The 16557-nt window shown below is 73.6% G+C and carries 13 protein-coding genes and 1 tRNA gene; 6 read left to right on the top strand and 8 right to left on the bottom strand.

Annotated elements, in window-relative coordinates:
* The first annotated feature begins 1548 nt into the window (after nucleotides 1-1548).
* A complete protein-coding gene (locus ACZ5WK_RS13315; protein WP_465547460.1) occupies nucleotides 1549-2508 on the top strand; it encodes a GNAT family N-acetyltransferase in 960 nt (319 codons plus the stop codon).
* A gap of 37 nt (nucleotides 2509-2545) precedes the next feature.
* Here ACZ5WK_RS13315 and ACZ5WK_RS13310 read toward each other — a convergent pair whose 3' ends face one another.
* On the bottom strand, nucleotides 2546-3109 hold the full coding sequence (locus tag ACZ5WK_RS13310; RefSeq protein ID WP_465547459.1) for a DUF4291 domain-containing protein: 564 nt from the start codon (nucleotides 3107-3109) through the stop codon (nucleotides 2546-2548).
* 244 nt (nucleotides 3110-3353) lie between these two features.
* Between ACZ5WK_RS13310 and ACZ5WK_RS13305 the strand changes: the two genes are divergently transcribed.
* A complete protein-coding gene (locus ACZ5WK_RS13305; protein ID WP_465547458.1) occupies nucleotides 3354-4478 on the top strand; it encodes a PucR family transcriptional regulator in 1125 nt (374 codons plus the stop codon).
* Nucleotides 4479-4600: 122 nt separating this feature from the next.
* Nucleotides 4601-5353: an SDR family NAD(P)-dependent oxidoreductase gene (locus ACZ5WK_RS13300; protein WP_465547457.1), complete on the top strand. Its 753-nt coding sequence runs from the start codon at nucleotides 4601-4603 to the stop codon at nucleotides 5351-5353.
* A gap of 98 nt (nucleotides 5354-5451) precedes the next feature.
* Here ACZ5WK_RS13300 and ACZ5WK_RS13295 read toward each other — a convergent pair whose 3' ends face one another.
* Together ACZ5WK_RS13295 and ACZ5WK_RS13290 are read right to left on the bottom strand one after the other, a co-directional pair.
* Nucleotides 5452-7059 carry an FAD-dependent oxidoreductase gene (locus tag ACZ5WK_RS13295; RefSeq protein WP_465547456.1) on the bottom strand — a complete coding sequence of 536 codons (1608 nt, stop codon included), beginning with the start codon at nucleotides 7057-7059 and terminating at the stop codon, nucleotides 5452-5454.
* A gap of 46 nt (nucleotides 7060-7105) precedes the next feature.
* On the bottom strand, nucleotides 7106-8122 hold the full coding sequence (locus ACZ5WK_RS13290) for an AurF N-oxygenase family protein (RefSeq protein WP_465547455.1): 1017 nt from the start codon (nucleotides 8120-8122) through the stop codon (nucleotides 7106-7108).
* A gap of 254 nt (nucleotides 8123-8376) precedes the next feature.
* On the opposite strand from ACZ5WK_RS13290, the gene ACZ5WK_RS13285 reads away from it, so the two are divergent.
* Nucleotides 8377-10965 carry an ATP-binding SpoIIE family protein phosphatase gene (locus ACZ5WK_RS13285; RefSeq protein ID WP_465547454.1) on the top strand — a complete coding sequence of 863 codons (2589 nt, stop codon included), beginning with the start codon at nucleotides 8377-8379 and terminating at the stop codon, nucleotides 10963-10965.
* A gap of 126 nt (nucleotides 10966-11091) precedes the next feature.
* Here ACZ5WK_RS13285 and ACZ5WK_RS13280 read toward each other — a convergent pair whose 3' ends face one another.
* Nucleotides 11092-11670, bottom strand: a complete 579-nt coding sequence (locus ACZ5WK_RS13280) for a hypothetical protein (RefSeq protein ID WP_465547453.1) — start codon at nucleotides 11668-11670, stop codon at nucleotides 11092-11094.
* A 104-nt stretch (nucleotides 11671-11774) separates the two neighbouring features.
* Between ACZ5WK_RS13280 and ACZ5WK_RS13275 the strand changes: the two genes are divergently transcribed.
* Nucleotides 11775-12602, top strand: coding sequence for an alpha/beta fold hydrolase (locus ACZ5WK_RS13275; RefSeq protein ID WP_465547452.1), 828 nt, complete (start codon nucleotides 11775-11777; stop codon nucleotides 12600-12602).
* 430 nt (nucleotides 12603-13032) lie between these two features.
* Here the strand turns inward: ACZ5WK_RS13275 and ACZ5WK_RS13270 are convergent.
* The 4 genes from ACZ5WK_RS13270 to ACZ5WK_RS13255 all read right to left on the bottom strand — a co-directional run bounded on the left by ACZ5WK_RS13270 (nucleotide 13033) and on the right by ACZ5WK_RS13255 (nucleotide 15657).
* Nucleotides 13033-13116 (bottom strand) — tRNA-Leu (locus ACZ5WK_RS13270).
* A 70-nt stretch (nucleotides 13117-13186) separates the two neighbouring features.
* Nucleotides 13187-14521, bottom strand: a complete 1335-nt coding sequence (locus ACZ5WK_RS13265; protein ID WP_465547451.1) for a lipase family protein — start codon at nucleotides 14519-14521, stop codon at nucleotides 13187-13189.
* Between the two features lie 142 nt (nucleotides 14522-14663).
* The gene (locus tag ACZ5WK_RS13260) at nucleotides 14664-14795 is read right to left on the bottom strand and encodes a DUF397 domain-containing protein (RefSeq protein ID WP_465547450.1); all 132 of its coding nucleotides are present in this window, start codon (nucleotides 14793-14795) and stop codon (nucleotides 14664-14666) included.
* Nucleotides 14758-15657: a helix-turn-helix domain-containing protein gene (locus tag ACZ5WK_RS13255; RefSeq protein WP_465547449.1), complete on the bottom strand. Its 900-nt coding sequence runs from the start codon at nucleotides 15655-15657 to the stop codon at nucleotides 14758-14760. Before ACZ5WK_RS13255 ends, ACZ5WK_RS13260 begins: the two co-directional genes overlap by 38 nt.
* Before the next feature lie 219 nt (nucleotides 15658-15876).
* Here ACZ5WK_RS13255 and ACZ5WK_RS13250 point away from each other — a divergent pair, with 219 nt between their 5' ends.
* Entirely contained in the window at nucleotides 15877-16371 is a 495-nt protein-coding gene (locus ACZ5WK_RS13250) for an ATP-binding protein (protein ID WP_465547448.1), read from the top strand.
* The last annotated feature ends 186 nt before the right edge of the window (nucleotides 16372-16557 follow it).

Below are 16557 nucleotides of genomic sequence, written 5' to 3'. Positions count from 1 at the left end.
GGCGGTCAAGTACGTGGCCTCGTTGTGCGGGAAAGGGCCGACCCCGGCCACGAAGCGCGGTGGCTTCGGGCCAAGGCCGGCAGACTCAATGGATGTCGGCGTCGTACCTTCGCGTCAGGGGGCGCATTCCGCGACAGCCGTTACCGTGCCGGAAAGAACACCGGTGGCAACGAAGGCCGTCACGTTCCATTGATTGAGGTTGACGGAATCCCTGCTCGAGTCGGTGACCTGTAGCACACCGGCACCGCCAAGGGTGTATCCACCGCCGAGCAGCACAGTTCCGGCCGGGCAGGTCGCGGTAGCAGTGACCGGACCGAGCAGAGGCTGCGCGGTCGCGGGGGTGCCCACGATCTGCTGGGTGGTGGTCGGCCCTGCCGGGCCGGTGGCTCCGGTGGGCCCCGTCGCGCCGGTCGGGCCGGTCGGGCCAGTGGCCCCGGTGGGTCCGGTCGGGCCAGTGGCCCCGGTGGGTCCGGTCGGGCCGGTCGGGCCGGTCGGGCCCGTGGCGCCGTCAGGGCCCGTCGGGCCGGTGGCTCCGGTGGGTCCCGTCGCGCCGGTCGGGCCCGTCGGGCCGGTGGCCCCGGTGGGTCCCGTCGCGCCCGTCGCACCGTCAGGGCCCGTCGGGCCGGTAGCCCCGGTGGGCCCCGTCGCGCCCGTCGCGCCGTCAGGGCCCGTCGGGCCGGTGGCCCCGGTGGGCCCCGTCGGGCCCGTCGCGCCCGTCGCACCCGTGGCGCCGGTCGGACCCGTCGCGCCCGTCGGGCCCTGGGGCCCCGTGGGCCCCGTGGGCCCGGGGAGCCAGGTGCCGTCTCCGGGGCCGCAGAACCAAGGCGGTCGCGTGTGGCACGGGCTGTTCAGGACCTGGTCGGCGACATCGGGGGTGCTGGCCCCGCCCGTTGCCGCGCTGGCCACTCCTACGCCTGCTGTGCCCGCGAAAATGGCGCTTGCCATGGTCACTCCGCCGGCCAGACCCCAAAGCCGTTGACGGCGTGCCCGGCTGGATAGGCCCCGCCTGGATCGTTCACTCATCAGCTCACCTTTGTGAGAGAGGGAAGGAAGTCGCCCGACGCAAGGGGCGACAGGTCCATGCTCACCCCGGGCAACTGGCCATGCGCTCCGAGTGGGCTATTCGAGCGTGGCTTGTCCGCCGTGCATCCCTGGCCGCCCGGCCATTCCGCCATGACAGCAGCAGCGGCTCGTGATGTGCACAGCAAACAGGTGGCAAGTCCGGGCTTGTGGACTGGGTCCAGGTCGCAACGAGGACCCTGTGCTGTCGAGGTCGTCCGCTCCGCCGATGAGCTGCCGCCCTGGGAGGGTGGGGCGGCTTCGCCCAGGCTGGCGGAGCGGGCGCGTATCGTCCCGTCTCGTGCTGATGGCACGTCAACTGAGTTTGCCGCGGCGGAGTGCGGAGTCCCTCGGTGACGATGGGCGAGTGGCGTTCCGGGTTCGCGGACCCGTTCCCACCCGGCCGCGCGGGTCGGCCGCCAACTCGTGCTTCGGGTAAGTCGGGTAAGGAGGTCGACAGGGCGGGCGTGGATGGCGCAGAGTCGCGGTATGCCTCGTACTCCTCTGGTGTCCCTCCCGGCCCGGTACCGTGCTCGGGCGGCAACCGTTGCCGATGCTCCGGCGATCCACCGGCTGGTCGCCGCCCGGGCGCAGGAGCTGCTCGGTGGGCTGGAAGGCGCGCCCGAGGGCGGGGCCGACGCGCTGGCCGCCGACCTCGAACTGCCCGGGCTGGACCCTTCCCGCGACACGTTGCTGGTCGAGGACGCGGCGGGCGAGGTCGTCGGGCGGGCGTGGGTGTACGGGCGGCGGAGCAAGGTGGACGTCCACCCGGCCCACCGGGGTGGGGGGTTGGGCGGCGTGCTGCTCGACTGGGCCGAGGGGCGGGCGCGCGAGGCGGGCGCCGGACGGCTCTCGCAGACCGTGCCGGACGGCGACCGGGCGGCCGCCGGGCTGTTGCGCTCGCGCGGGTACGAGCCGTTCGTCACCGAGTGGCTGCTGGAGATCGCGCTGCCCGCCGCGGCCCGGGTGCCCGCACCCCCGGACGGGGTCACCGTGCGACCGTTCCGGCCCGGGGACGAGCGCGCCGCGTACCGGCTCACCGAGGACGCGTTCGACGAGTGGCAGCTGCGGCGGAAGCCGTACGAGGAGTGGGCGCTGCGCACGGTCGGGCGGGACACCTTCGCGCCGGAGCTCTCGCCGGTGGCGTTCGCGGGCGGGGAGATGGTCGGCGCGGTGCTGTCGCTGGACCGGCCGGGCACCGGCGAGGGCGGCGAGGGCTACGTCGAACGGCTCGCGGTACGACGGGACCACCGCAACCGGGGGATCGCCCGGGTGCTGCTGCACGAGGCCTTCCAGGCGTTCCACCGCCGCGGACGGTCGGCGTGCACGCTGTGGACGCACTCGCAGACCGGCGCGCTCTCGCTGTACCAGCGGGTGGGCATGACGGTACGGCGCAGCTCGTCCGTCTACGGCAAGGTGCTCGGCGGCGCCACGGACGGACGGACGTGAGCGGGCCCCGGGTGAGCCGGCCTCAGACGAGTGGGCTTCAGGTGAGCCGGCGGGCCAGGCCCGCCGGCAGGGGGTAGGGGCGTTCGGGCGGGAGCAGGCGCTGGGCCTTGGCGGCCTGGCCGTTGTGCACCAGCGCGGCGATCTTCCGGACCTGCGGGGTGAGGTCGGTGATGCCGGTGATCCACTCCTCGGCGTAGGCGCGGATCAACGAGCGGCCGATGCCGACCTGGATGCTGTACCGGTTCAGCGCGGCGCCGCGCAGGGAGCGCTCCGGGTCCCACTGGACGTGCACCTCGGCGCGGGCGACGGCGGCCGGGTCGGCGGTGGTCAGGACGGCGCGGGAGAGCGCCTCCTCCCAGCCCGCACGGGTGATCCGGACGGCGAGGATTCGCTCCTGACCGGGCTTCTGCGCCCAGTTGCTGCGGTGCATGAGCCAGCGGAACGAGGGCTTGATCCACGTCATCCGGCCGAAGGAGAACGGCGGTACTAAGCGCCCGGCGGCGAGCGCGGCAGTGGCGACGGCCGGCGCGTACGCCTGGTAGACGACGATGGTGCCGGCATCGTGGTCGGCGCGGATCTCGCGAAGGCTCTGCTGCTGCATGGCCGGAACCCTGCCAGCGGCCGGCCACCGCGGGCGAGCGGTTTTCCGGCGCCGGGGGCGGGGCGGGGGTGGGCCAACGGATGGGCCTACAGGTGGGGCTACGGGTATGGCGTGGGGGCGCCGGTGGGGCGCGGTCGCGGCGGCGACCGGTCCGGGCCGGATGGAGTCCGCAAAAACGGGGTCCGGTAAAATTCGCCCCCGGAACCCGGGACGACGGGTTGTTTCGGGGGCGGAGCAGAGCGGCATGACGGCGGGAAGAGATCAGGACATTTCCGGCATACCCGCCGAGCTGGGTCTGCGCTGTCGCGACCTGCTCGGCGACGTCTCCCGGACCGGACGGCTGCTCCGCCGCGCCGAGTTGGAGAGCCTGCAAGCCCTCGGCGAGCGCGCCGCCGAGGCCGGACACGGGCTGCGCGAACTGGTCGCGCACTGCCTGGGCGCCACCCGGCAGTCCTGGCGGACGCTGCCCGGGATCACGGCCGCCGTGTCCGTCGCCGACCTGCGCCACACCGGTGACGCCGTGCTGGCCGCCACCGACGCCGCGCTCGCAGCACTGGGCGAGGGGCACGAGCGGGCGCAGCGGATGGCGGTGCGCCAGGAGGAGGCGGCGCGGCGGGAGTTCATCGACGACCTGCTGTACGGGCGCAGCGACCTCGGCCTGCTCGCCGAGCACGCCGAACGGTTCGGGCTGCGACTGGCCGGCGGGTACGCCGTGGCCGTGGCGGTCGGCGACGAGCCGTACACCAACGTCCACCCGCTGGTGCACCGGGTGGAGCGGGAGCTGGTGGGCCGGTTCGGCGAGCGGGACGTGCTGCTGGCAACCAAGGGCGGCCGCATGGTCTGCATCGCCTCCGACAACGACCGCGCCGTGGTGGAGGCCTTCACCGAGCTGACGTTGCATCCCGGCGCCGGCTACCACCCGGTGCTGCGGGTGGCGACCGGCCGCCGGCACTCGGGGGCGGGCGGCGTGGTTCACAGCTACGAGGAGGCGCTGGGCGTGCTGGACTACGCGGAACGCCTCTCGCTGCCCGCGCAGCAGTTGAAGGCGGAGGAGCTGCTGGTCTTCCCGGTGCTGATGCGTGACCGGGAGGCCATGGCCGACCTGGTGCGCAGCGTGCTGGGCCCGTTGACCGCGGCCCGGGGCGGCGCCCGCCCGCTGCTGGACACCATCACGGTGCAGGCCGAGACCGGGTACGTGAACGCGGAGGCCGCCCGCCGGCTGGGTCTGAGCGTGCGGACGCTCGGCTACCGGCTGGAGCGGATCCGGGCGCTGACCGGCTACGACACGGCGGACGCCCTGCACCGCTACACCCTGGAGACCGCCGCGATGGGCGCCCGGCTGCTGAACTGGCCCGAACAGGCGCTCTGACCGCCCGTTCCGCCGGCGGGCGGAGGTGGAGGAGGCCTGGCGGCGGCCACGTGCTCTCCCCCGGGCAGGAAGTTACCCTTCGGTAGCATCTCGGGGACGACAAACGGGCCGAGGGGGGCGCGATGGAGCGGCAGCGGACTGCGGTGGTGTCCGGGGGCGGGACGGGGATCGGGCGGGCGATCGCCGCCGAACTGGCCGGGGAGGGCTACCGGGTGGTGATCCTCGGCCGGCGGGCCGAGGTGCTGGAGAAGGCGGCCGCGGAGATCGGCCCGGGCGTGGTGCCGGTGGCGGCCGATCTGACGGCGGCCGCCGAGGTGGCGGAGGCGGCACGGGCGATCACGGCCTTCGGGCCGGTGGACGTGCTGGTCAACAATGCGGGTGCGGTGATCACCCCGCCCGCCGACGCCGGACTGGCGGCGCTCGCCGACGCCTGGCGGCGCGACCTGGACACCAACCTGCTGACGGCCGTGCTGCTCACCACCGCCCTCGCCGACCACCTCCGCCGACCCGGCGGCCGGGTGATCCTGATCAGCTCGGCCGCCGCCCAGCGCGGCGGCGCCGGCCCGCACTCGGCCGGCTCCTACGCCGCCGCCAAGGCCGCCCTGCACGGCTGGGCCTTCGGCCTGGCCCGCCAGTTCGGCCCGGACGGCATCACCGTCAACGTCCTGGCGCCCGGCTACGTCGCGGACACCGAGATCTTCGGCGACGGCTGGTCGGAGCAGTTCCACGCCGACAAGGTCGCCGCCACCCTGGTCGGCCGGGCCGGCACTCCCGGGGACGTCGCCGCCGCCGTCTCCTACCTGGCCTCGCCGCGCGCGGGCTACCTCACCGGCCAGATCATCGGCCTCAACGGCGGCGCGGTCCTGGGCCGTTGAGGCGGCCGGCCGGCGGGCGGCGCTCAGCGGCGGGCCGGCGAGCGGCGCTCAGCGGCGGGCCGGCGAGCGGCGCTCAGCGGCGGGCCGGCGAGCGGCGCTCAGCGGCGGGCCGCCGCCAGCAGGTCGGACACGGTGGCGAACTTGACGCGGGGGCGGCCGGCGGCCTCGCCGAGGCTGCGTTCGGTGCGGTCGATGGCACGGAGCTGCCGCAGGCCGATGGCGTCCGGGCGGCGGGTGCGGACGAGGCGGGCGAAGTCCTTGGCGGTGCCGGTGGGTTGGGGGAGGGTGCCGGCGATGGCGTCGTCGAGGAAGGCGTCGACGGTCTCCTGGGCGCAGGCACGGTTGGCGCCGATCCCGCCGGAGGGGCCGCGCTTGGCCCAGCCGACGACGTAGGTGCCGGACAGCGGGCGGCCGGTGGACGGGTCGAGGACGCGGCTGTCGTGACTCGGGACGGCCGCGGTGCCTTCGTCGAAGGGCAGGCCGGGGACGGGCACACCGCGGTAACCGATGGACCGCACGACCAGGCCCGTGGCGATCGTGGTCCCGCCCGTCCCGACGCCCGTCACACGGTCCTCGCCGGCGAGCGCGGTGGGCGTGGCGAGGAAGCGCAGCACGATCCGCCGGCCGGGGCGCGGCGGCCGTCCGGTGTCGGTGGTCTCCAGGGGCAGCCCGGCGAGCAGGGCGGCCTTGGAGCCGGGGGCGGCGGCGTCGATGGCGGCCCGGACGTCCGGATGGTCCTCGACGACCAGCTCGACGCCGGGGAGGTGCCGGAGGGCGAGGAACTCGGGCCGCGTCCAGGCCGCGTCCTCCGGTCCGCGCCGGGCGAGCAGCACCACCTCGCGCACCCGGCTGCCGCGCAGGGCGGCGAGGGCGTGGTCGGCGATGTCGGTGGCGGCGAGGGTGTCGGGGTCGAGGAGGAGGATCCGGGCGACGTCGACGGCGACGTTGCCGTTGCCGATGACGACGACGCGTTCGGCGGTGAGGTCGACGGCGTCGGCGGGCACGGTGGGGTCGGCGTTGTACCAGCCGACGAGGGTGGTGGCGGGCAGGCTGCCGGGGAGGTCCTCGCCGGGGAGGCCGAGCCGGCGGTCGGCGGCGGCACCGACGGCGTAGACCACCGCGTGGTGATGGGCGGCGAGTTCGGCGTGGCTGAGGTCGCGGCCGATCTCGACGTTGAGGTGGACGGTCAGGCGCGGGTGGTGGAAGACGGACGCGAAGCTCTCGGCGATCCGCTTGGTGGCCTGGTGGTCGGGGGCGACACCGTGCCGGAGCAGGCCGCCGGCGACCGGCAGGCGGTCGATCATGGTGATCTCGGCGCCGGTGGTGCGCAGCAGCGACTGGGCGGTGTAGCTCGCCGAGGGGCCGGTCCCGACGATGGCGATGCGCAGCGTGCCGAGGCCGTTCGGCAGGCTGCGGGGGAAGACGGGCGCGCCCCAGGCGTGGTCGTTCGGGTGGTCGCGGAAGTAGTCGCGGTTGAGGTCACCGAAGACGGCGTCGGGCCCGGCGAGCCGGTCGACGGGGTGGACGGCGTCGACCGGGCAGGCGTCGGCGCAGGCACCGCAGTCGATGCAGGCGGCCGGGTCGATGTACAGCATGTCGGTGCTGCCGAAGTCCGGCTCCCCGGGGGCGGGGTGGATGCAGTTGACCGGGCAGACGGAGACGCAGGAGGCGTCGTTGCAGCAGGTCTGGGTGATCGCGTAGGCCATGGCCGGGGTGGGGTCCTCGCTGCGTGGGGGTTCGGTCGGGAGCAGGTCAGAGCATGTGGACGCGGCGGTAGACCGCCGCGGAGGCCTTGGTGAGCAGGCCGCACTCGGCGAGGAACGCCATCAGGTGCCGCGAGCTGGTGCGCATCATCGCCTTGCGGTGCTCGTTGGCGCGCACCTCGGCGACCGCCTGCTCGCGGTCGAGGCCGGCGGCCGTGTAGACGCCGGGGTGCACCATGCTGCTGACGATGACGAAGGCGCCGGCGGCGATACCGGTGGCGGCGGCCCGCCGGCGTGCGGGCGAGGCGTGGCGCATCCGCTCACGGATCTGCTGCCGGGCGAACTTCATGTGCCGGGACTCCTCGACCACGTGGATCCGGGAGGTGCCGCGGACGATGTCGAGGACGTTCTCGCCCCGCATCCAGTCGCGCTGCATGACGTCGAGCACCTCCTCGGCCACCAGGATGCCGCCGTAGGCGAGTTCGCCCTTGGCGGTGGCCTTGAAGAGTCGGCCGGCCTGCGCGATCACGCTGTTCGGCCGGTACTGCGGGACGCCCATCTTCTCGCAGGCGCGGGCGAACATGATCGAGTGCCGGCACTCGTCGGCTATCTCGGTGAGGGCGAAGCGGAACCCGGCGTCGGCCGGGTTCTTCAGGTACTGGTCGCGCAGCACCATCTGCTGCAGGATCATCTCGAACCAGATGCCGGTGGTCATGATCGAGCAGACCTCGTGCCGGGTCAGGGTGACCCGCTGCTCCTCGGTCATCTCGTCCCAGAGCCGGGTGCCGTAGAGGGTGCTCCACTCGGGGTTGAGCCCGTACTCGCCCGCGGGGAGCGGGGCCTCCCAGTCGATCTCGGTCGCCGGGTCGTAGGACAGGGTCGCGGCCGAGTCGAGCAGCCGCTGCGAGACGTCGTCGTCGGCCGGGCTGTGGCCGTGGGCCTTCGTGGTGTGGGCCTCGGTGGGGTGGGCCTTGTGGTGGCCGTGGGTTCCTGTCGCCGAGCCCGTCGCGCCGGTCCGAGCCATGGCTGCCTCCAGGTGCATGCCCTGCGCGGGGTTCCCGCCCACCCCACTTATTAGACGGAGAGTACAATAAGAGCTCCATGGCGAGAAGCCCTCGCGCACGCCCGCCCCGCACGCCCCTCGCACCCGGCCGCGCACGGCCCCGCGCCCACCGTGCCCGCCCCGCACCCGCACCTCGCACCCGCCCGGGCCGACGTCCCTGCCCGGCCGAGTCATGACGGCCGAGGGATGATGGCGGGGGGCGGACGTGAGAGGCCCGCCGACGGCCGAGGCGGCGAGAACACACCCGAGGTGCGCACATGGACAGCCGGAGGTTCCCCTTCGTCGACAGCGCGGCCGGGGTCCTGCTCGACGCGGACGGCAGGATCACCAGCTGGACGCCGGCGGCCGAGCAGCTGCTCGCGCTGCGCGCCGACGAGGTCTGCGGCCGGCCGGCCCGGGAGCTGCTCGCCGACCCGGCGACCTGGCCCGCGCTGCTGGCGGGGCGGACGGCCGACGCCTGGTCCGGGCGGGCCGTGGTGCGGTCGGGGCGGGGCGAGGAGCTGAGGATCGTCTTCCAGGTGCTGCCGCTCGCGGACGGCGGGGCCGGCCCGACCAGCGGGACCGGCCCCGACGACGGCAACGGTCCGAACGACGACAACGACCGGAGTGGCGACAACGGCGACGACGGCGCATCCCGGTACTTCGTGCTCGCCGCCCCTGCCGGCCTGGTGGCCCAGTGGCGGCAGGACCAGGCCTTCACCCAGGAGCTCTTCCTCCAGGACCGGGTCGGCCTCGCCGTCTTCGACGAGCGGCTGCGGCTGGTCAGGACCAACACCCACCTGCTCCCCTACACCGGCCTCCCGCCGAACCTGAACGGCCACCGCCTGGGCGACTTCCTCCAGCCCGACGACGCCGCGACGGTCGAACGCCACCTCCACGAGGTGCTGGAGACCGGCCATCCGCTGGTGCTGGCCGAGGAGGTGGTCCGGACGATCGAGGACCCGGGCACCGGCGCGGTGATGGCGGTCTCCGCGTTCCGGCTCCAGGCCCCCGACGGGCACACGATCGGCGTCACCGCGCTGTTCACCGACGTCACCGAACTCCACCGCTCGGGCGAACGCCTGGCCGTGCTGCACCGTGCCACCGCGGCGGTCGGCGGATCGCTCTCCGTCACCGGCACCGCCGAGGAGCTCGCCGCCGTCCTCGCGCCCGGCCTGGCCGACCTGGCCGTGGTCGAGATCGCCGAGGCGGTGTTCAGCGGCGAGGAATCCGCCCCCGACCGCGACGGCCGGCCCGCGCTCCGCCGGACCGCCGTCGCCACCGGGCCCGACGACGTCGCATCCGACCCGTCCGACCCGTCCGAGGTGCTCGACCCGCCCGGGGGGCCAGGCCCGTCCGAGCAGCCGGACCGGCGTGGCCCGGTCTCCGGCTCGCCCGCCACCGAATCCCCGACCACCGAACCCCCCGCCACCGACGCCCCCGCCCTCCCCCCGGACCTCTCCCCCGCCCTGTCCCCCGCCGCCATGACCGCCCCGCTCCGGGCCCGCGGCGTCCTGCTCGGCCGGGTGACCGTCCGGCGCGCCCCGCACCGCCCGCCGTACGAGCCGGCCGACCTGGACCTGCTGCGCGAGATCGCCGCCCGCGCCGCCCTCGCCCTGGACAACGCCCGCCGCTACACCCGCGAGCGCCGCGCCGCCGTCGGCCTCCAGCGCAGCCTGCTGCCGCCGTCGCAGACCGAGACCGCCGCCGTGAGCACCGCCAGCGTCTACCTGCCCACCGACACCGCCACCGGCATCGGCGGCGACTGGTTCGACGTGATCCCGCTCTCCTCGGCCCGGGTCGCGCTGGTCACGGGGGACGTCGTCGGCCACGGGCTGGAGGCCAGCGCCACCATGGGGCGCCTGCGCACCGCCGTCCGCACCCTCGCGGACCTGGACCTGGAACCGGACGAACTGCTGGTCCACCTGGACGACCTGGTCTCCCGGCTGCTGGTCGAGACCGACGAACCCGACGCCGAGCCGGACGACGAGCACGGCGGGAGCCCCGGCGGACCGCCGGGCGCGAGGCCGGGCGACAGACCGGGCGGGAGGCCGGGTGACGAGGGGTGGCCCGCCCACCGCCGCGCCGTCGCCTCCGGAGCGACCTGCGTGTACGCGGTCTACGACCCGGTGTCGCGGCGGTGCGCGATCGCCTCCGCCGGCCACCCGCCGCCCGCCGTCGCCGCCCCGGACGGCACCGTGGAGTACGTGCCCGTACAGCCGGGCCCGCCGCTGGGCGTCGGCGGTCTGCCTTTCGAGGTGACGGAGGTCGAGCTGGCCCCCGGCAGCCTCCTCGCGCTCTACACCAACGGACTGATCCACGGCCGCGGCGGCGACCTCGACGACGGCATGGACGAACTGCGCCGCCGCCTCGCCCTCCCCGGCGCCGTCACCGCGCCGCTGCCCGAACTCGGCCGGGCGCTCGTCGCCGGCCGCCCCGCGAACGCGCGCGCCGACGACGTCACCCTGCTGCTGGCCCGCACCCGCGCGGTGCCGGCGGAGGCCACCTCCGCCTGGCCGGTGGACGCCGACCCGGCCGCCGTCGCCCTGGTCCGCGAGCGGGCGACGGAGCGGCTGCGCACCTGGGGGCTGGAGGATCTGGTCTTCACCACCGAACTGGTACTCAGCGAGCTGGTCACCAACGCGATCCGCTACGCCGGGGGCCCGGTCGAGGTCCGCCTCATCCGCGCCGAGTGCCTGACCTGCGAGGTCTCCGACCCCAGCGCCACCCAGCCCCGTATGCGCCGCGCCCGCCTCACCGACGAGGGCGGCCGCGGCCTCTACCTGGTCGCCCAGCTCACCAGCCGCTGGGGCAGCCGCTACACCCGTCAGGGCAAGACCATCTGGGCCGAGCAGGAGCTGCCCTGAGCTTTCGCGTCTCCACCGTGGAGCCGGGTCCGTCCACCGTCCGATCCGCGATCGGTTTCGCCGGCGCCGACGAGGGCACGTGCGACGACCTCCGGGCGGCACGGCCGACGAAAGCCCGGCCTACGGTCAGCCGATCTTCCAGACCACCTCGGCGGTGGCCTTCTCGTCGCCCTTGTAGGCGACGAAGACCGGCTGGACGGTCTCCGGCACGAGGAAGATCTCGCAGGTCGTGACGGTCTTGCCCGGGGTCAGCTTGCGGGCGGCGTCGCTGCCCTCCTGGCAGGGCGGGAAGTCGACACCCCAGGCCGGCGCGTTCTGGTAGGCGTGCTCGGCGTCCGAGTGCAGCGAGAGCTTGGCGGCGTAGGCGCCGATGTCCTCCGGGCCGCCCTTGTGGGTGTAGGTGGCGGTGACGTAGTACGGCGTCTTTCCGGCGAGAAGCCCGATGCCGAGCTTCTCCACCTCGGCCTTGTCGCCCTTGACGACGGAGACCGGGGTGACGCTCACCTGGATCCTGTCGTTCAGGTACCCCGCCACCGTCGCGTCGGCCGGCGACTTCAACGGGAACGGGTCGGCGTACGTTCCCGCGCCCTTCCCGTTCGAGGCCGGCTGCTCGTTGTTGTCCGGCCCGCAGCCGGTCAGCGCCAGGGCCAGCGCGGCGAGCGCGGCCAGCGGTGGCATGGTCCGGCGCAGAGAGTCCGTCAGCATGGCGTGCACATCCCCCGTTGATCTTGAATCGGAGATCAGCATAGGACACGGCGCCGACCGGATCCGCTTGTCCGGCGGGGAAGGCCGCTGACATGATCCACGCCATGCCCACCTTCTCCGCGCCCGACGGCACCCTGCTCTCCTACCGTGTGCACGGGGAGGGCGAGCCGCTCGTCTGCCTCCCCGGCGGCCCCACGGACTCCGCCTACCTCGGCGAGCTCGGCGGCCTCTCCGCGCACCGCCGGCTGCTCGTACTGGACCCGCGCGGCACCGGCCGGTCCGCGGTGCCGGCCGACCCCTCCTCCTACCGCTGCGACCGCATGGTCGAGGACGTCGAGGCGCTCCGCACCCACCTCGGGCTCCCCCGGATCGACCTGCTCGCCCACTGCGCCGGCGCCAACCTGGCGGCCCAGTACGTGGCGCGGCACCCGGAGCACGTCGGCCGGCTCGCCCTGATCACCCCCAGCACCCGGGCCGTCGGCATCGCCATCAGCGGCGAGACCCGGCAGGAGACCGCCCGGCTGCGGGCGGGCGAGCCGTGGTACCCGGCCGCGTCCGCCGCGCTGCAGGCGATCGCCGCGGGCACGGGCAGCGACTGGGAGGCCATCGCCCCCTTCGGCTACGGCCGGTGGGACGAGGCGGCGCAACGCCACCAGGTGACCACCCTCCCGACCAACCCGGAGGTGGTCGGCGTCTTCGGCTCGGACGGCGCCTTCGCCCCGGAGGCCACCCGTGCGGCGCTCGCCGCCTGGGAGGGCGCCGTCCTCGTGCTCGCCGGGGAGTTCGACCTCAACAGCCCGCCGCCGGCGATGGCCGAGTTCGCCGCCCTGTTCCCCGACGCCACGTACGTCGAGCAGCCCGGCGCGGGCCACAACCCCTGGGTGGACGACCCCGGGCGGTTCGTCGCGACCACGGCGGCGTTCCTGAACTGAGGCCTCCCGGCCGGGCGGTGGCGGTCCGACCGTGCCCCGACGGCAGGGGCGGCGGCTCGGGCCGCCGGCACCGGCTCACGGCCGACGCGACCACCCCGCCGGAGGTCGGCCTCGCCCGAGCACCGGCGGCCGGCCTCCGGCTCCAGCGGCCCGGTCAGGCCGGGCACGCCGGGATCCGCGCTCCGCGCGAAAATACCGGGCCGTCAGACGTGTGCCCACAGCGGGTCGAGCACATCACCGCGGGAACGACGACGGCCGCCCGCTCCTGGCGGGGGCGGGCAGCCGGTGCGCGGCGTCGTGCGACGCCGTACGGTGCGGGTGGGGTGTCAGTTCTTGAGCGAAGGTTCCCGCAGGCGAACAAACGACGAAACGGTGCCTCCCACAGCGACTTCCGTCACTGGGGAGGCACCGTTTCGTCGGTACTTCTCTGTGCGCGAGGGGGGAGTTGAACCCCCACGCCCTTTCGGGCACTGGAACCTGAATCCAGCGCGTCTGCCTATTCCGCCACCCGCGCATCTGGGTGATGAGGTAAATCGTAGCCCATGCGCGGGGGTGCTCCGAACCGGTTTCGGCAGGCGGCGGGGTCAGCCGGCGAGGTGCTCCACGATCCAGTCGATCAGGACTCCGGAGACCAGGCTGTGCGGGTGGTTGTCGTCGTCGAACGCGACCTCGTCCAGGTGTCCGCGCTCGAGGTCGGCGCCGGTGATGGAGAGGTTCAGGTTGACGTCCCACTTCACCGGGTCGAAGTCCAGCGCCGCCGCACTGACCGACGGCACGAAGGCGCCGCTGCGGTACTCGTGGGCGATCTTCGCCTTCAGCGCGTCCGCGACCAGGCCGAAGGACTCCAGGGTGCCACCGGGCGCGCCGTCCAGCGCCGGGACCTCGGTGGTGGTGCTGCGGCGCAGCGCCAGGCCGAGGTGCATGCCGCCGATCGGCTTCTTCTCGCCCTTGTCCGCCTGGAACCGGGCGGTGGCGCTGGCGACCAGTGCCTGCCAGTCGAAGGCCACCTCACCGGCCGGCAGCGGGCGGCCGACGCCGTCACGCCGGCCGTTGGAGACGCCGAGCTTGAGCGGGCGCTGCGGAAAGTTGCCGACGGCGGCGAGGTCCCGCAGGAACTCCCCGCGCAGCTCACTGGCGGTGGCCACCTCGCCCGAGTACTTGGAGTTCTCCACCCAGGCCCAGAGCAGCTGCTGCGCGGCGGGGCTCCGGATCAGCTCGGCCTGCTTGACGCCGTCGGGCCCGGCGGGGGTGAAGTCCTCGAAGAAGTACGCCATCTGCTGGAGGATCAGCGGGATCCAGGCGCCGTTGTGCGGGGAGTCGTAGGAGAGGTAGGTGGCGGTCTGGTGGTCGGAGTCCTCGGTCTCCATCTTGGCGAGCGCGTAGCGGGTGATGATGCCGCCCATGCTCACCCCGCCGACGGTCAGCGGGATGTCGCTCTTGCGCTCCTGGATCACCCGGCGGATCGCGGCGATCGCGACCTCGGCGTTGGCCTGGATGTGGGTGTGCCGCTCGGTGAAGCCGAGCACGATCACGTCGAAGCCGCTGCTGAGCAGCTGGTCGAAGAGGCCCTGCTTGTTGCCGTAAGGCGTGTTGAAGTACGCGAACAGCCCGGGGAGGTCGCTCTCGCCGTAGTTGAACCCGTCCGCGAAGATGAAGGGCCGGTTGAGGCCGAACTTCGAGTTGGCGAGGTAGACCGCCGCCTTGCCCGTCGCGACCTGCCCCTTGTACGGAGCACCGGAGAGGTCCCAGGTGACGTCGGGCTCGCGCCCGCCCTCGCCCGGTTCGGCGTCGGAGAGCGGGGTGGAGAACCAGATCTCGGGCTTGAGGGAGCCGGCGAGTTCCGCCAGTTCGTCCCGGGTGGGCTCCGCGCCGCCTTCCCGGAGGGTGAACGCAACGTCGATACGGGGGTTCTGTGCCATGCCTACCGCCTCGGTCGAGTCGAACAGGGGTCATCCGTGCACAGTCAGTGAAGGTAACGGTTCGGTTACTCACTGCACCAGCACGGGACCGGTACTGGTCGAAAGCCGTCGAGCGGGATCGTTCGTGACCGTAGTTGACCGGTCAGCCGGGGAAGTCGCCTGCCCGAAGGGCGGCGACGAAGGACTGCCATGCGACAGCGGGGAAGAGGAGGGCTGGGCCCTGCGGGTCCTTGGAGTCACGCACCGGGACGACGCCGCGGAATCCGGGGGCCACCTCGATGCAGTCGCCGCCGTTGGTTCCGCTGTAGCTGCTCTTGAGCCAGACGGCTGCGGCGAGCTCGTTCCTCGTCATCCCTGAACCCTTCCAGCGCATCGATGATCAGCGCGCGCGTGTCCCTCATCGAGAGAATGTCGCCGCGCAGCCGATCATAGGTGCGGTGGTGGCCCGAGACGATGGCCGGAACGTCGCTCGGAAAGCCTCGATCGAGGCTCTCCGAGTAGACCCACCGCTGCCCGTCAGGCATTTCCAGGAGCACCATCGACGTGTTGATGATCGCGGAGCGGGATGTGAACGGAGCAACCTGAACGAGGACGTTCGGGAGCTCCATGACTCGCAACAGGTGTTCCATCTGGCGGCACATCACCTTCGGTCCACCGACGACCGATCGGATGGAGCTCTCATCGAGGACGGCAAGCAGCAGCGGGCCGTCCTGCACCAGGAAGCGCTCCTGCCGGGCCAGTCTCGCCGCCGTCCGCTCCTCGATGAGGTCGAGGTTCCCAGCGTCGTCACCGGCCGCGAACATGGCCCGCGCATACTCCTGGCACTGCAGCAGCCCATGCATGTAGCCGTACTGGAAGACCCTGACGGCGACCGCCTCGGCTTCCATGTCCGCGTGGTCCCGGAACCAGTCCGGGTGCTCGATCTCCGCATCCCAGTCGACCCGCTCCCAGAGCCGCTTCAGCAGGCCGCCCGTGCCGAGCACCCGGTCCGCATCCTCCACCGAGTCGATCGGCATCCGGCGCTTGCCGCTCTCGTAGCGGGTGATGTTCGTCCGGTTGCAGTGCAGGAGCTTGCCCAACTCCTCCTGCGTGTAGCCGAGCATCTCCCGGTAGAACCGCAGCTCTTCGCCGAACATCACGGCCGAGCTTGCCGTTGGCCCCTGCTTCGCTCGCCGGTGTGACACGTCGTCTCCCCTCACGTGCTGCACGTGACCGGTACTCCGGATCGGTCGTCACCGTATCTCCGCACCCCGATGATTGACACCGGAACGCAATCCTTTGCTTGCACAGCGTGATTCCGCGCGCCTTCCTGCGAGCCCGTTCCACTCCCCCATCCCCCAGGAGGTAGCCACGCCATGCCCAAGAACTGCGCCAACCGCTGGCCGCTCCACCCCGACCCCCGCCGGCCACGTGAGTTCGCGGCCCGGCTCGACTCCCGGCCCGGGTCCACCCCGCTCGCGCGCCTGATGCTGCGCGCGTACCTGGCCGGGATGCCGAGGGGCGAACGGTACGCGGACATCGCCGAGTTGCTGCTCGGCGAGCTGTTCGCCAACGCGGTCCGGCACAGTGACGCGCCGCCGGACCGGATGATCGAGATCCGGTTCGCGCTGATCACGGACCGCCTCCGGATCGAGGTCCACGACGCGGGCGGCGGGCGACCGACGGTCCGCCCCTCGTCCGCCGACGACGAGAGCGGGCGCGGCCTCCTTCTCGTCAACGAGCTTGCCGAGCGGTGGGGTTGCTGTCCACGCGCGGGTGGGGCCGGCAAGTTCGTGTGGGCGCTGATCGCCCCGGCTCCGGGCTTCACCGAGCTCGGTTCCGGTCAGGCCCCGGAGGTCCTCGCCGTCTGATCGGCGGGCGCCGCCCGGCGCACTTCCCCGCCCTTTCCGCGCCACGTTCCCCCCAAGGTGGGGTTTGGCTCAACTGATCGCCCTTCACGCGCCGATACCCCGTCCGACGCAAAGTCCCGGGCGGGGTGGCGGCGCTGAGGGCTGCCACCCCGCCGACCGGCCCCGCCGGCCCTACCGGCCCCGCCG

It is taken from the genome of Kitasatospora sp. NPDC032757, assembly GCF_055579305.1.
This window is presented reverse-complemented; position numbering and strand designations above follow the sequence as displayed.